The organism is Variovorax sp. EL159 (genome assembly GCF_900100965.1).
Classification (GTDB): domain Bacteria; phylum Pseudomonadota; class Gammaproteobacteria; order Burkholderiales; family Burkholderiaceae_C; genus Variovorax.
Genome location: NZ_FMUJ01000001.1, coordinates 481,535 through 496,202 on the forward strand (window position 1 = coordinate 481,535; position 14,668 = coordinate 496,202).

The 14,668-nt window shown below is 67.8% G+C and carries 14 protein-coding genes and 1 pseudogene; 9 read left to right on the plus strand and 6 right to left on the minus strand.

The window, feature by feature from the left end; translation table 11 throughout:
• The first annotated feature begins 23 nt into the window (after nt 1-23).
• From BLQ28_RS02270 to BLQ28_RS02295, 6 genes are all read left to right on the plus strand, one after another.
• Complete coding sequence (locus tag BLQ28_RS02270) at nt 24-1,010, plus strand: PDR/VanB family oxidoreductase (RefSeq protein WP_093236936.1); 987 nt, start codon at nt 24-26, stop codon at nt 1,008-1,010.
• A gap of 167 nt (nt 1,011-1,177) precedes the next feature.
• The gene (locus BLQ28_RS02275) at nt 1,178-2,350 is read left to right on the plus strand and encodes an ABC transporter substrate-binding protein (RefSeq protein ID WP_093236937.1); all 1,173 of its coding nucleotides are present in this window, start codon (nt 1,178-1,180) and stop codon (nt 2,348-2,350) included.
• 140 nt (nt 2,351-2,490) lie between these two features.
• Nucleotides 2,491-3,363: a branched-chain amino acid ABC transporter permease gene (locus BLQ28_RS02280; RefSeq protein WP_093236938.1), complete on the plus strand. Its 873-nt coding sequence runs from the start codon at nt 2,491-2,493 to the stop codon at nt 3,361-3,363.
• Nucleotides 3,364-4,362 (plus strand): branched-chain amino acid ABC transporter permease, encoded by a 999-nt coding sequence (locus tag BLQ28_RS02285; RefSeq protein WP_093236939.1) that lies wholly within the window; start codon nt 3,364-3,366, stop codon nt 4,360-4,362.
• Nucleotides 4,359-5,120: an ABC transporter ATP-binding protein gene (locus BLQ28_RS02290; protein WP_093236940.1), complete on the plus strand. Its 762-nt coding sequence runs from the start codon at nt 4,359-4,361 to the stop codon at nt 5,118-5,120. Before BLQ28_RS02285 ends, BLQ28_RS02290 begins: the two co-directional genes overlap by 4 nt.
• On the plus strand, nt 5,113-5,817 hold the full coding sequence (locus tag BLQ28_RS02295; protein ID WP_093236941.1) for an ABC transporter ATP-binding protein: 705 nt from the start codon (nt 5,113-5,115) through the stop codon (nt 5,815-5,817). The genes BLQ28_RS02290 and BLQ28_RS02295 overlap by 8 nt, the downstream gene beginning before the upstream one ends.
• Nucleotides 5,818-5,841: 24 nt before the next feature.
• On the opposite strand, the gene BLQ28_RS02300 is transcribed toward BLQ28_RS02295, so the two are convergent.
• The 3 genes and pseudogenes from BLQ28_RS02300 to BLQ28_RS02310 all read right to left on the minus strand — a co-directional run bounded on the left by BLQ28_RS02300 (nt 5,842) and on the right by BLQ28_RS02310 (nt 8,511).
• Nucleotides 5,842-6,582, minus strand: coding sequence for a DsbA family protein (locus tag BLQ28_RS02300; RefSeq protein ID WP_093236942.1), 741 nt, complete (start codon nt 6,580-6,582; stop codon nt 5,842-5,844).
• A pseudogene (locus BLQ28_RS02305) lies at nt 6,576-7,469 on the minus strand (MBL fold metallo-hydrolase); the annotation flags it as partial. The pseudogene BLQ28_RS02305 and the gene BLQ28_RS02300, both read right to left, overlap by 7 nt.
• Nucleotides 7,470-7,593: 124 nt before the next feature.
• Nucleotides 7,594-8,511: a LysR substrate-binding domain-containing protein gene (locus tag BLQ28_RS02310; protein ID WP_093236943.1), complete on the minus strand. Its 918-nt coding sequence runs from the start codon at nt 8,509-8,511 to the stop codon at nt 7,594-7,596.
• A gap of 126 nt (nt 8,512-8,637) precedes the next feature.
• On the opposite strand from BLQ28_RS02310, the gene BLQ28_RS02315 reads away from it, so the two are divergent.
• From BLQ28_RS02315 to BLQ28_RS02325, 3 genes are read left to right on the plus strand one after another with little or no spacing between them, the layout of a single operon-like run.
• Nucleotides 8,638-9,606, plus strand: a complete 969-nt coding sequence (locus tag BLQ28_RS02315; protein ID WP_093237666.1) for a hydroxymethylglutaryl-CoA lyase — start codon at nt 8,638-8,640, stop codon at nt 9,604-9,606.
• Nucleotides 9,603-10,811: a CaiB/BaiF CoA transferase family protein gene (locus tag BLQ28_RS02320; protein WP_093237667.1), complete on the plus strand. Its 1,209-nt coding sequence runs from the start codon at nt 9,603-9,605 to the stop codon at nt 10,809-10,811. Before BLQ28_RS02315 ends, BLQ28_RS02320 begins: the two co-directional genes overlap by 4 nt.
• Before the next feature lie 39 nt (nt 10,812-10,850).
• Nucleotides 10,851-11,837, plus strand: a complete 987-nt coding sequence (locus BLQ28_RS02325) for a tripartite tricarboxylate transporter substrate binding protein (RefSeq protein WP_093236944.1) — start codon at nt 10,851-10,853, stop codon at nt 11,835-11,837.
• 12 nt (nt 11,838-11,849) lie between these two features.
• On the opposite strand, the gene sugE is transcribed toward BLQ28_RS02325, so the two are convergent.
• From sugE to BLQ28_RS02340, 3 genes are read right to left on the minus strand one after another with little or no spacing between them, the layout of a single operon-like run.
• The gene (gene sugE / locus BLQ28_RS02330) at nt 11,850-12,170 is read right to left on the minus strand and encodes a quaternary ammonium compound efflux SMR transporter SugE (RefSeq protein WP_093236945.1); all 321 of its coding nucleotides are present in this window, start codon (nt 12,168-12,170) and stop codon (nt 11,850-11,852) included.
• Nucleotides 12,171-12,189: 19 nt separating this feature from the next.
• Nucleotides 12,190-13,326 carry an HPP family protein gene (locus BLQ28_RS02335; RefSeq protein ID WP_093236946.1) on the minus strand — a complete coding sequence of 379 codons (1,137 nt, stop codon included), beginning with the start codon at nt 13,324-13,326 and terminating at the stop codon, nt 12,190-12,192.
• 22 nt (nt 13,327-13,348) lie between these two features.
• Complete coding sequence (locus BLQ28_RS02340; RefSeq protein ID WP_093236947.1) at nt 13,349-14,584, minus strand: multidrug effflux MFS transporter; 1,236 nt, start codon at nt 14,582-14,584, stop codon at nt 13,349-13,351.
• Nucleotides 14,585-14,668: the final 84 nt, after the last annotated feature.

Here is a 14,668-nt window from a genome sequence, read left to right on the forward strand (position 1 = left end):
GTTTGCTTGTTGGTGTTCCCCCGATGAAAAGCGATCTTCAATGGATGCAGGCGCAGGTCGTTGCGCTGCGCGACGTCACGCCCACCGTGCGCGAGTTCGAGCTGCGGCCCGATGCGGGCTTTGCCTCTGCCTATGAGCCCGGCGCTCACCTGCAGGTGCAGGTGATGACGGCGCAGGGCCGTGTGCAGACCCGCTCGTATTCGCTGGTCGGCGAGGGCGACGGCCAGTGCTGGCGCATCGCCGTCAAGCGGCTCGACGACGGCCGTGGCGGTTCGCTCGCGATGTGGCGGCTGGCCGTGGGCGACCGCCTGCAGGTGAGCGCGCCGCAGAACCACTTTGCGCTCGACCTCTCGGCACCCGGCTACCTGCTGGTGGCGGGCGGCATCGGCATCACGCCGCTGGTGCTGATGGCGCAGCGCCTCGGTGCCCATGCGCGGCGCAGCGGCGTGCCGGTGCAGATGCTTTATGGCGCGCGCCATGCGGGCGAGTTCGGCTACCTCGACCAACTGCGCGAAGCGCTGGGCGAGGGCGTCGCCGCACACGAAGGCTCGGCGCCCATCGACTTCGCCGCCGCCATCGCCGCGCTGCCGCCCGGCGGCCAGCTCTACACCTGCGGCCCGGTGCCGATGCTCGAGGCCGTCAAGCGCGCTTGGCATGCGGCCGGCCGCCCCCTCGAAGACCTGCGCTTCGAGACCTTCGGCAGCAGCGGCCGGCTGGCAACGCAATCCTTCCAGGTCCGCATTCCCCGGCACGACCTGGCCATCACCGTGCCGGCCGATTGCACGCTGCTCGAAGCGCTCGACGCGGCCGGCGTGCAGACGCTGTGGGACTGCAAGCGCGGCGAGTGCGGCCTGTGCGCCATGGACGTGCTCGCGGTCGACGGAGAGATCGACCACCGCGACGTGTTCCTCGGCGAGCATGAAAAGCAGGCCGCCACCCGCATCTGCGCGTGCGTGTCACGCGCGGTCGGTACGCTCACGCTGGACTCCGCGTACCGCGCCGACAGCTGATTCTTTCAAGTCGAAGACAGCCTTGCGCGATCATCGCGCAGTTCATTTGTTGATCGCGCAACAAAGCCTCGCGGCGGAGGCCGGGTAGGTGATTGCCTGCTCCGCCGAATGTTGCAAAGTGTTGAAAATAGCCCCGGTTCCGTTTCCCGCCCCCTAAGGAGATTTCCATGCAAAGGCGCCATCTCATCCAGACCGCAGCCCTCTCGGCGCTTGCGCTTTCCATGTCCCTGGCCAGTGCCCAGGACAACAAGTTCAAGATCGGCCTGATCCTCCCGATGACGGGGCAGTCGGCCTCCACCGGCCGCCAGATCGAAGCCGCGGCGCGCCTGTACATGGCCCAGAACGGCGACACCGTCGCCGGCAAGAAGATCGAGCTGATCGTCAAGGACGACACCGGCCTGCCCGATGTGACCAAGCGCCTGGCGCAAGAGCTGGTGGTGAACGACAAGGTCAACGTGCTGGCCGGCTTCGGCCTCACGCCGCTGGCGCTGGCCGTGGCGCCCATCGCCACCCAGTCGAAGACGCCCGAAGTCGTGATGGCCGCCGCCACGTCGAGCATCACCGAGGCATCGCCCTACATCATCCGTTCGAGCTTCACGCTGCCGCAGGTGTCGGTTGCCATGGGCGACTGGGCACCCAAGAACGGCGTGAAGACGGTCGTCACGCTGGTGGCCGACTACGGTCCCGGCAACGACGCCGAGAAGTTCTTCAGCGAGCGCTTCGTCCTCAACGGCGGCAAGGTGATCGAGAAGCTGCGCGTGCCGCTGCGCAACCCCGACTTCGCGCCGTTCCTGCAGAAGGTGCGCGACGCCAAGCCCGATGCGCTGTTCGTCTTCGTGCCCTCGGGCGCGGGCGCTGCGGTCATGAAGCAGTTCCTGGAGCGCGGCATGGACAAGGCCGGCATCAAGATGATCGCCACCGGTGACGTGACGGATGACGATCAACTCAACGACATGGGCGACGGCGCGCTCGGCGTGGTCACTTCGCACCACTACTCGGCCGCGCACCCCTCGGCGATGAACAAGAAGTTCGTCGAAGCCTTCCAGAAGGCCAACCCGAAGATGCGCCCCAACTTCATGGCCGTGGGCGGCTATGACGGCATGCGCGTGATCTACGAAGCGCTCAAGACCACCAAGGGCCAGGGCGGCGGCGAAGCGCTGCTGGCGGCCATGAAGGGCCAGGTCTTCGAAAGCCCGCGCGGACAGGTGCTGATCGATGCGCAGACGCGCGACATCGTGCAGGACGTGTACCTGCGCAAGGTCGAGAAGAAAGACGGCCAGCTCTACAACGTCGAGTTCGACGTGATCAAGAGCGTGAAGGACCCGGGCAAGGCGAAGTAACAAGGCTCGCCCCCAGGCTGCGCGCACTTCGTGTCGCTTCGCCAACCCCCACCGGGGGCAACACCTGAGGCCCGGCGAAGCCGGTTCCTCGGTGTTTCCCGAACAGACCGCGATGCGCAGCCATTGTGTGAGTAGCTGATATGTTGACCATTCTTTTTGACGGCATCGCCTACGGCATGCTGTTGTTCGTGCTTGCCGTCGGGCTCGCCGTGACGCTCGGGTTGATGAACTTCATCAACCTCGCGCACGGCGCCTTTGCGATGGCGGGCGGCTACCTGACGGTGTTCGCGATGCAGAAGTTCGGCGTGCCGTTCCTGGCCTGCCTGCCGCTCGCATTCATCGTCGTCGCACTGGCCGGGGCGTTGCTCGAACGCACGCTCTACCGGCCGATGTACGGCAAGTCGCACCTGGACCAGGTGTTGTTTTCCATCGGCCTGGCCTTCATGGCTGTGGCTGCCATCGACTACTTCGTCGGCTCTTCGCAGCAGAACGTGCAACTGCCCGAGTGGCTGCGCGGGCGCACCGAGATCGGCGACGGCGCCTTCCTGCTGGGCATGGGGCACTACCGGCTGTTCATCATCGGCGTGTGCGCGGTGCTCACCGTGGTGCTGCAGCTCATCCTGTCGAAGACCCGCTTCGGCAGCCGGCTGCGCGCCGCGGTCGACGACCCGCGCGTGGCGGCGGGGCTGGGCATCAACGTGAACATCGTGTTCCTGCTGACCTTTGCCGTGGGCTCCGGCCTTGCGGGGCTGGGCGGCGCGCTGGGCGCGGAAATTCTCGGGCTCGATCCGACCTTCCCGCTCAAGTACATGATCTATTTCCTGATCGTGGTGTCGGTCGGCGGCACCTCGTCGATCACCGGGCCGTTGGCGGCCGCGCTGCTGCTCGGCATTGCCGACGTGGCGGGCAAGTACTTCATTCCGAAGATGGGGGCGTTCACCGTCTACCTGCTGATGATCCTGATCCTGATGTGGCGGCCGCAAGGCCTGTTCACGCGCAAAGGGGGCCGTTGAATGAGCGCGCCTTCTTCTTCGGTTGATTTCCAGTCGGCGCTGCTGCGCAAGGCGCGCTGGCGTCCGCTTGAATTCGTGGTGTGGGCCGTGGCCTTCGCGCTGCCGCTGGTCATGCCTTCGCATTCACTGCTGGTCAACGAGATCGCCATCGTCGCGCTGTTCGCGATGTCGCTCGACCTGATCCTTGGCTACACCGGCATCGTGTCGCTGGGCCACGCCGCCTTCTTCGGTTTCGGTGCGTATGCGGCGGCGCTGTTCGCCAAGCTCGTCATGCCCGACCCGACGGTGGGCCTTGTGGTGGCGACCGTGCTGTCGGCCGTGCTGGGGCTCGTGGCGAGCGTGACGATCCTGCGCGGCAGCGATCTCACACGGCTGATGGTCACGCTCGGCACCGCGCTGCTGTTGCTCGAACTGGCCAACAAGCTCGACTGGCTCACCGGTGGCGCCGACGGCCTGCAGGGCGTGGTGATGGGGCCGGTGCTCGGCCTGTTCGACTTCGACCTGTACGGCCGCACGGCCGCCTGGTATTCGCTGGCCGTGATGCTGGTGCTGTTTCTGCTGATGCGCCGGCTGGTGCATTCGCCGTTCGGCGCGACGCTCAAGGCGATTCGCGACAACCGGCTGCGCGCCATGGCCATCGGCATTCCGGTGGTGTCGCGGCTTGCGACGGTCTACACCATCGCCGCCGGTGTGGCCGGTGCCGCCGGCGCGCTGCTGGCGCAGACCACGGGCTTCGCCTCGCTCGACGTGCTGGCTTTCGACCGCTCGGCCGACGTGCTGCTGATGCTGGTCATCGGCGGCGTGGGTTGGCTGTATGGCGGCGTGGCCGGTGCCATCGTGTTCAAGTTGCTGCAGACCTGGCTCTCGGCCGTCACGCCGCAGTACTGGATGTTCTGGATCGGGCTGATTTTGGTGCTGCTGGTGCTCGTGGGGCGCGACCGCCTGCTCAAGCCCTGGACCTGGTTCGGCGCCGGCAAGAAGAAGGGCGGTGCGGCATGACAGACACCGTGCTTTCTACCCACGGGCTGGTGATGCGCTTCGGCGGCATCACGGCCACCAACAACGTGACGATGGACCTGAAGCGCGGCGCACGCCATGCGCTGATCGGCCCCAACGGCGCGGGCAAGACCACGCTCATCAACCAGCTGACGGGCGTGCTCACGCCGACCGAAGGCCGCATCACGCTGCTCGGCGAAGACATCACGAACCTGGCACCGCACAAGCGCGTGGCGCGTGGGCTGGTGCGCACCTTCCAGATCAACCAGTTGTTCGATTCAATGACGCCGCTGGAAACGCTGGCGCTCGTGGTGTCGCAGCACCAGGGCATCGGTGCGCAGTGGTGGCGCCCGCTGGGCTCCAGCAAGGCGGTGGCGGAGCGTGCGACGCAACTGCTCGAGCAGTTCCATCTGAGCGACGTGGCGAAGCAGCAGGTCAAGCATCTGGCCTACGGCAAGCGCCGCCTGCTGGAGATCGCCATTGCACTGGCCTGCGAGCCGCGCGTGCTGCTGCTCGACGAACCCGTTGCGGGTGTGCCAGCCGGCGAGCGCGAAGAGCTGCTGCAGACCGTGGCCGCGCTGCCCGCCGACGTGTCGGTGCTGCTGATCGAGCACGACATGGACCTGGTGTTCAGTTTCGCCACGCGCATGACGGTGCTGGTCAACGGCACGTTGCTGACCGAGGGCGATCCCGAAACCATCGCCAACGATCCGAAGGTCAAAGAGGTCTATCTGGGCCATGGAGAAAGCGCCCATGTCTGAACTGCTGCGCATCGAGAACCTGAGTGCCGGCTACGGCGAAGCCGTGGTGCTGCACGACGTGGCCTTCACGCTCGGCGAGGGCCAGACGCTGGCCTTGCTGGGCCGCAACGGCACCGGCAAGACCACGCTGATCAACACGCTCGCAGGAGCGACGCGCCAGCATGGCGGCAGCATCGCGCTGAGCGGGCTGGCGCTGCACAAGCTGGCACCGCACCAGCGCGCCGCGGCCGGCATCGGCTGGGTGCCGCAGGAGCGCAACATCTTCAAGTCGCTCACGGTGCACGAGAACCTGACGGCGGTGGAGCGGCCCGGCAAGTGGAATCCGCAGCGCGTCTACGAGATGTTCCCGCGCCTGGCCGAACGCAAGACCAACCTGGGCACGCAGCTTTCAGGCGGTGAGCAGCAGATGCTGGCCGTGGGCCGCGCGCTGGTGCTGAACCCGAAGCTGCTGCTGCTCGACGAGCCGCTCGAAGGGCTGGCGCCGATCATCGTGGAAGAGCTGCTGCGCGCCATCCGCCGCATCACGCAGGACGAAGGGCTGGCCGCGATCATCGTGGAGCAGCACCCGCAGGCGATTCTTGCGATCTCCGACGAAGCGGTGGTGCTCGACCACGGGACCATCGTGCACACCGACAAGGCGGCGGTGCTGCGTACGCAGCCCGAGGTGCTCGACCGGCTGCTGGGCGTGGCGCGCTAGCGGGCCTTCGCAGCCCTCAGGCCTTCAGATCGCGCAGCCGTCGGGGCCGCACATCGGCGGCGTTGCGTCGGTGGCTGCAGTGGCCGCCGCTTGCGACGGCCCGACGAATTCTGCGAGCTTCGCCTTCCAGTCTTCCGCACGGCCCAGCCAGGGGCCGATGTCGACGCGACCGGCGCTGCCATCGGGCTGCGTCAGCACGAAGGTCGGAAAGCCCTGGCCGCCCGCGCGTTGCAGCAGCTGGCGGCTTTCCGCGATGTGCTTCGCGGTCGCTTCGCCCGAGAGCTGCTTGAACGACGCAGCGAAGGCCTCGGCATCGAAGCCGAGTTCGACGGCCAGTGCCGCGATCACATCCGCATCGGCGATGCGGCGGCCTTCGACATAGTGCGCGCGCTGCAGGCGATGCGCTATGTCGAGCCCACCGCCCGCACGCAGCGATTCGGCCGCGAGGATCGCGGTGGTCGGCGGTTCGGAATCCATCACCGCGCCCGTGTCGCGCAGCAGCCCTTCGAAGTAGCCCTCGCCGAAAGGCTGGCCCGTGAGTTCGGCGATGCGGCGATCGTGCGGCATCACGTAGTCGCGCCATTGCGGCGTGATGGGGCGCCGGTTGGCGCCGGTCATCATGCCGCCGCCGTGGAACGCGACCTTCAGGCCCGGCACGCTGCGCGCCGCTTCGACCAGCGGCGCGGCCGCATAGCACCAGCCGCACAGCGGATCGAAGATGTAGTGCAGCGTGACCGCGTTCGCAGCCTCGTTCACTGCGGCCATTTCATTTCTCCCTTGATGACCTTGGCGCCCAGTTCGAGCGACGAGGCGTCTTCGAGCTTCGGGTAGCGCTTCTTCATCGCGGCGATGAGCGAGGCCGAGTCCTTGGCCTTGTTCGCTTCCACCTCGAAGGCCTTCAGGTAGTCGCGCGTGAACTTCACCGAGGCGACGGTGTACGGCGCCGAGCCGTTGGCGTTCGGCAGGTAGTGGCCGGGCACCACGGTCTTGGGGTGCAGGGCTGCGATGCGGTCCAGCGTCTTGATCCAGTCGCGGCGCGATTGCGGCGTTTGCGTGTCGGCCACCCACACATGGATGTTGGCCGACACCGGAATGCCGCCGACCACCGCCTTGAGCGAGGGAATCCACGCGAAGCTGCGTTCGGGCGTGGGGCCGTCGAGCCCGACGACCTGGATCTTGCGGCCTTCCAGTTCGATGCTGTCGCCGGTTAGCGGCTGCGGCACGACCAGCGCCTTGGGAGCGTTGTCCTTCAGGATCGGGCCCCAGTGCGCGAGCTTGCCGTCTTTCGAGGCTTGAATGGCGGCCACGGTCTGCGGCGTGGCGACGATCTTCGCGTCGGGGAAGGCGGCCTGGATCACGTCGAGGCCGAAGTAGTAGTCGGGGTCGCTGTGGCTGATGTAGACCGTGGTCAGCTTCTTGCCGCTGGCCTTGATCTTCTGCACCAGCGCCTCGGCGTCGTTGCGCTGGAACTGCGCGTCGATCAGCACGGCGTCGGTCTGGCCGGTGACCAGTTCGGACGACACCGGGAACATCGACTTGGCGCCGGGGTTGTACACGTCGAGCTTGAGCGGCTCGGCGGCCTGGGCGGCCAGCGGGGTGAGGCTCAGCGTGGCGGCGAGGGCGGCGGCGGAAAGAAGGGCTCTGCGGAACAACATGATGGTCTTTCGTTGGAAGGTGGAAGGCGTGACAGCGTCGAATGAGCCTCGAATGTTAGGTTGCGGGAAACGAAATAAAAACCCACTCCATCGCAATGGATAGTTTCTCTTTCCGGACGAATCAGGGAGCCAAAGGAGCATCGGTCGCGCGCCGTTCGAGGTGCGCGACCAGCAACCGCGCCGAGGGCGAAAGCGTTGCTTCATCGCGAAAGCAGATCGCGAACCGGCGCCGCGCCCAGGCATCGGTGAGCGGCATCAGCCGCAGGCCGTAGGCGTCGGTGAAGGGCCGCGCCACTTCCGCCGGCACCACGCTGATCGCCAGCCCGGCCCGCACCACGCGCAGCGCCGCGTCGAAGTTGGACACCAGCACGCGGTGCACCATCGGCTTGCCCGCCACCGCCGCCTCGCGTGCCAGCATCAGCTGCACGGCGCTCAGCGCGGGCATGCCGACGAATTCATGGTCGAGCACCTGCTCGAAGCGCACATGGCCGTGCTGTGCCACGGGGTGCGAGGGGTGCGCGACGATGGCCAGGTGATCGGTGCGGTAGCCGCGCGACTCCAGCCCCTCGAGGTCGGCGGCGTCCCAGCACAGGCCGATCGATGCACTGCCTTCGCGGATGCCGCGCACGATCTCCGGGCTCACGCGCTCTTCCATGTCGACGCGGATGTTGCGGTGCGCCGGGTCCTGCAGGAAGTCGGCCACGTCTTCTGCCAGCGACTCGGCCATCACCGAGGCCGAGGCCAGGATGCGCACATGCCCGCGCGCGCCGCCGGCATAGGCCGCCATGTCGCGCTCGATACGGTTGGCGCTGCCGAGCATGGCGCGGGCGTGCTCCAGCAGCGTTTCGCCAGCCGGCGTGGGCACCACGCCGCGGCGCTTGCGCAGCAGCAGCGGCGTGCCGACCGTCTCTTCGAGCAGCGCCAGGCGCTTGCTGATCGCCGAGCCGACGATGCTGGCCTGCTCGCCGGCGCGCGCGATGCTGCGCGTTTCGCAGACGGAGACGAACAGGCGAAGGGTGATCAGGTCGAGGTCTCTCATGCGCGTGTGGTGGGGCGGTGGATGTGGTGTTCCATTTTGGAACTAATCGGCTTCCAAAATCTACCTTCTGAATCCGATGGGAAATCCTAATATCGGCGGCAAATCACCCACGGAGACAGTCTCTTGATCGAAGCTTTTGGGGCGCCTGCCACGCATGCCTTCTTGCCGCCGCGCGCGGTTGTTCGTGAAGTGGGGCTGCGCGATGGCCTCCAGAGCATTGCGCGCGTGCTGCCCACGGCGCACAAGCGCGAATGGATTCGCGCCGCGCATGCGGCGGGTCAGCGCGAGATCGAGGTCGGCTCCTTCGTGCCCGCCCACCTGCTGCCTCAACTGGCGGACACCGCCGAACTGCTGGCGTATGCGAAGACGCTGCCGGGGCTTTTCGCATCGGTGCTGGTGCCCAACCTGAAGGGCGCGTTGCGGGCCATCGACGGCGAGGCCGACCTGATGGTCGTGCCGCTGTCGGCCAGCCACGCGCACAGCCTTGCCAACCTGCGCAAGACGCCCGACGAGGTGGTGGCCGAGGTTGGCCGCATCCGGGCCGCGCGCGATGCGGCGGGCTCGAAGACGCTGATCGAGGGCGGTGTTGGCACTGCGTTCGGCTGCACGATCCAGGGCCATGTCGCGTTCGACGAGGCGTTGCGGCTGATGCAGGCGCTGCTCGATGCGGGCGCCGATCGCGTCAGCCTTGCCGACACTGTCGGCTATGCCGATCCCGCGATGGTTCGCAGCCTGTTCGAACGCGCATTGCGCATCGCGGGCGACCGGCTCTGGTGCGGCCACTTCCACGACACGCGCGGTCTGGGCCTTGCCAATGTCTATGCCGCGCTGGAGGTCGGCATCATGCGCTTCGACGCGTGCCTGGCCGGCATCGGCGGCTGCCCGCATGCGCCCGGTGCCAGCGGCAATGTCGACACGGAAGACCTGGTCTTCATGCTCGAAAGCATGGGTGTCGCTACCGGCGTCGATTTGCCCCGGCTGCTCGAGTTGCGCCAGCGCGTGGCCGGTTGGCTGGACGGCGAAACCCTGCAAGGCACCGTGTGGCGCGCGGGCTTTCCGAAGACCTTCGTGCCCACGGCCGGAGTGGCGGCGTGAGCGCGGCGCCGACCGAAGAAAGGCGCCTGCCGCTCGCCGGCATCCGCGTGGTCGAGTTCACCCACATGGTCATGGGCCCGACCTGCGGCATGGTGCTGGCGGACCTGGGGGCGGAAGTCATCAAGGTCGAGCCGATCGAGGGCGACCGCACGCGGCACCTGCTGGGCGCGGGCGCGGGTTTCTTCCCGATGTTCAACCGCAACAAGAAGAGCATCGCGCTCGACCTGCGCAACCCGCAAGGTCTGGAGGCGGCGCTGCGCCTGTGCGCCACCGCCGACGTGGTGGCGCAGAACTTCCGGCCCGGCACCATGGACAAGTACGGCCTGGGCTACGCCGCGCTCGGCAAGCTCAACCCGCGGCTGGTGTACGTGAACCACACGGGCTTCCTGCCCGGCCCCTATGAGCACCGCACCGCGCTCGACGAGGTGGTGCAGATGATGGGCGGCCTGGCCTACATGACCGGCCGCCCGGGCGATCCGCTGCGCGCGGGCACGAGCGTGAACGACATCATGGGCGGCATGTTCGGCGCCATCGGCGCCATCGCCGCGCTGATGCAGCGCGCCGAGACGGGCAAGGGGCAGGAGGTGCAATCGGCGCTGTTCGAGAACAACGTGTTCCTGGTCGGCCAGCACATGATGCAGTACGCCATCACCGGGCAGGCGGCGGCGCCGATGCCCGAGCGCATCTCGGCCTGGGCGCTGTACGACGTGTTCACCGTGAAAGACGGCGAGCAGATTTTTCTGGCCGCGGTGAGCGACGCGCAGTGGAAGGTGTTCTGCGACGCGCTGGGCTTCAACGACCTGAAGACCGATGCCGCCCTGGGCACCAACAACGACCGGGTGCGCCTGCGGCCCACGCTGCTGGCGGACCTGCGGCGGCGGTTGGCTGACCGCTCTGCTGCGGAGCTGTCCGCCATCTTCGAGGCGCACGGCTTGCCCTTCGCGCCGATCACCCGGCCCGAGGACCTGTACGACGACCCGCACCTGAAGGCCACCGGCGGGCTGGCGGACATCCGCCTGCCGGACGGCGAGCGCGCCGGCCAGATGGCGCAGACAACCTTGTTCCCGATCACGCTCGACGGGCAGCGCCTGGGCGTGCGCCTGAATCCGCCGACGCTTGGCGAGCACACCCGCGAGCTGCTGGCCGAGTTGGGCTATGCCGACGCGCAGGTGGACGCGCTGCACGCCGATGCGGCCGTGGGCTGAGCGCAGAGATTTTTCAAAACCATAAAGAGAGACAACACGATGACCCGGATTCTTCCCCTGATGAACCGCCGCGCCGCCTTGGGCTTCGGCGCAGCCGCTGCCGCGCTGGCGGCATGTCCCGCGCTTGCGCAGGGCTCCGACAAACCCATCCGATTCATCCTGCCGATCAGCGCCGGCTCGGGCGTCGACACCATCGTGCGCGCCGCGTCAGTCGCGCTCGGCAAATCGTTCGGCCAGCCGGTGGTCATCGAGAACCTGCCCGGGGCGGGCGGCATCACCGGTGCGTCGGCCATCGTCAAGGCGGCGCCGGACGGGCTCACGCTGGGGATGGTGTCGAACAACCACGTCATCAACCCCAGCGTGTTCAAGAAGATGCCCTTCGATGCCATCAACGACATCACGCCGATCAGCGTGGTGGGCGCCACGCCGCTGGTGCTGCTGGTCAATCCGAACCTGCCGGCGAAGAACGTGAAGGAACTGGTGGCGCTGCTGCGCGCCAAGCCCGGGGGCTACAACTACGCCTCGTCGGGCAACGGCACCATCATCCATCTGGCGGGCGAGATGTTCATGGACGAGGCCGGCGTGAAGGCGCGGCACATTCCCTACAAGGGCACCGGTCCGATGGTGACCGACATGATCGCCGGGCAAGTCGAGATGGGCGTGGTCGCGTTGCCGGCGGTGCAGCAGCACATCCGAAGCGGTGCGCTGCGTGCCATCGGCCTGTGCGGGCCGGCGCGCTCGCCCGCGGCGCCGGACATTCCGACCATCGCCGAGCAAGGCTTGCCGAACTACGGCATCGAAGGCTGGTTCGCGGTGATCGGGCCGCCGAAGATGCAGGCGGCCGACGTGCAGCGCGTCCATGACTCAGTGGTCGCGGCCTTCACCAGTGCCGACGTGCGCGAGGCCATGGACAAGCAGGGCAACATCATCAAGCCCACCTCGCCCGAGCAGGCGGCCAGCTACTTTCGCAGCGAGGCGGCACGCTATGCGGCGCTGGTGAAGAAGGCGAACGTGGTCCTGGAGTAGGGGTGCCGGGGCTCAGGCCTGGCTCGTGAGCTTGAGCCCCAGGATGCCCGCGACGATGAGGCCCACGCAGATCAGCCGCGCCGCGTTGGCCGGCTCGTGGAACAGCACGATGCCCAGGATCACCGTGCCCACCGCGCCGATGCCGGTCCATACCGCGTAGGCCGTGCCCACGGGCAGCGAGCGCATCGCCCAGCCCAGCAGCACCACGCTGAGCACCATCGAAAGCGCCGTGCCGACCGATGGCCAGAGCCTGGTGAATCCGTCGGTGTACTTGAGGCCGATGGCCCAGCCTATTTCGAGCAGACCCGCGAAAAACAACACGACCCAAGCCATGCGCGCTCCTTGAAAAGTTTCACATCTCCGGCCGCACGGCACGGTAGAGGGCACGCACGAAATCCGACTGCGTGATCATGCCGGTGAGCCGCTTTTCACTGTCGATGATGGGGATATGGTGGTGGCCGCCTTCGGAGAACAGCGGCACCAGTTCGACCACCGGCCGGTCGGCGCTGGCCACGCGCACCTGGCGCGTCATGATCTGGCCGACCACCTCGGGCTTGTTCGACATCACGGTGCGGGTGGCGCGGATCAGGTCGCGCAGCTTGCCGGCGATGCCTTCGTGGTGCTGCAGATCGAGCTGCCGGAAGAAGTCGGCCTGCGTGACGATGCCGACCACGCGGCGCGTGCGGTCGGTGACGGGCAGGGCCTTGATGCGGCGCTCGTGCATGAGCGCCCATGCCTCTTGCAGCGGCGTGCCGAACTCCACCGAGATGGGCTGGGCTGACATGATGTCTGCGCAGTGCAGCGTGCCCAGGCGCCGCTTGTACGACTCCAGCTCGGTCTGCTGGATCAGCGATTCGAGGTCGTCGCGGCTGATGTCCAGCACCTGGTTGTAGCGGGCCAGCACCGCGTCGATGTCGGCCTGGCTGAAGCGGGCGTCGGCCGCGGGCGGGCGTGCCACCTGCACGTGCGGATAGCGCCGGCCGGTGAGCGAGTTGTAGGCCACGCCTGCGAGCACCAGCAGCAGCGAGTTCGCGAAGGCGGGGAAGAGCGCCGAAGAAAAATGCGTCGTGTGCGTCAGCACCGCGAGCAGGGCGGCTGCGCCGCCGGGCGGGTGCAGGCAGCGCGCCGTGAACATCAACCCGATGGCGCCGCCGACCGCAACGGCGGCGGCCAGGGCCGGATCGGGAATCCAGTTCGCACAGGCAATACCGACCAGCGCCGACAGCGTGTTGCCGCCAATGACCGACCAGGGCTGGGCCAGCGGGCTGGCGGGCACCGCGAACACCAGCACGGCGCTGGCGCCCAGCGGCGCGATCAGCCACACCGCGTTATGGCCCAACACGCCGGCCAGCCAGCGGCACAGCAGCGCGGTGATCAGCAGGCCGAGCGCCGCGCCGCCCATGGCGCGCAGGCGCTCGCGGGCATCGACGGTGGTGCGGCCCGGCAGCCAGGCGCGCGCGTAATTCAGGAATGAGGAAGCGAGGCGCATCGAACCCGTGCCTTCCGCCGCTTCAGCCTTCGGTGGCCACCCGGCGCCCGATGTCGGGCCAGCGGCCATGCAGCCACACCCAGGCGACCAGGCCGATGGCGAGCATGCCCATGGAGGTCAGCGCCAGCGCGAGCGTCGAATGCATCACCAGCGGCGCGATCGCGCCGGCCACCACGCCGTTGGCGGTGGAGCCGATGACCGCCTGCAGCGACGAGGCCATGCCGCGCCGCTCGGGGTGCAGGTCGAGCACCAGCAGCGTGACCACCGGCACCATCAGCGCCCAGCCGAAGGCGAACACCGCCAGCGGCCACAGCGCCCAGGCCACGTGCGCCTGGAAGAAGGTGTTGGCCACCACGTTGACCACCGAGGTCACCAGCATGATGAGAAAGCCGTCGCGGATCTGCCGCTTCGGTGCCACCTTGCCGGCCATGCGTCCGCTGGCGCGCGCGCCGAGCATGATGCCGCCGATGGTCAGCAGGAAGAACCAGAAGAACTGCTGCGGCTGCAGCGCGAGGTGGTCGCCCAGGAAGGCCGGCGCGGCCAGCACGTAGAGAAACATGCCGTTGAAGGGCACGCCGCTGGCGAAGGCCAGCAGCAGGAAGCGCGGATCGGAGCACAGGTCCCAGTAGCCGCGCATCAGGTGGCGGACCTGGAAGGGCTGGCGATGGTCCTTGTGCAGCGTCTCGGGCAGCAGCTTGTAGTTGGCCGTGAACAGCACCACGCCCACGGCCACCAGGAACCAGAACACCGCATGCCAGCCCGCGTGCACGAACAGGAAGCCGCCCACGATGGGCGCGATGGCCGGCGCCACGCCGAAGTAGATCGTGACCTGGCTCATCACCCGCTGCGCCTCGGCGGGCGGGAACATGTCGCGGATCACCGCGCGCGACACCACGATGCCGGCTCCGGTCGACAGGCCCTGCAGCCCGCGGAACAGCACGAGTTGCGTGATGGTCTGCGACAGCGCGCAGCCCAGCGAGGCCAGCGTGAACACCGCCAGCCCCCAGAGCACCACCGGCCGGCGCCCGAAGCTGTCCGACAGCGCGCCGTGGAACAGGTTCATGAACGCGAAGCCGAACAGGTAGGCCGAAAGCGTCTGTTGCATCTCGGCAGGCGTGGCCCCGATGGAACGCGCGATGCCCGAGAACGCCGGGATGTAGGTGTCGATCGAGAAAGGACCGAGCATGCCCAGCACCGCCAGCAGGACGGCCAGCGCCCAACGCGGGGCCTGCCAGAGTTTGTCGGCGTCGGGATTCATGGATCGATGGAGGGCGGGAGAAAGAGGGGGGCGCGCACGACACGCACCGAAGGGGTGCAAGCGTAGCAGACGCGCCGGGCGGCG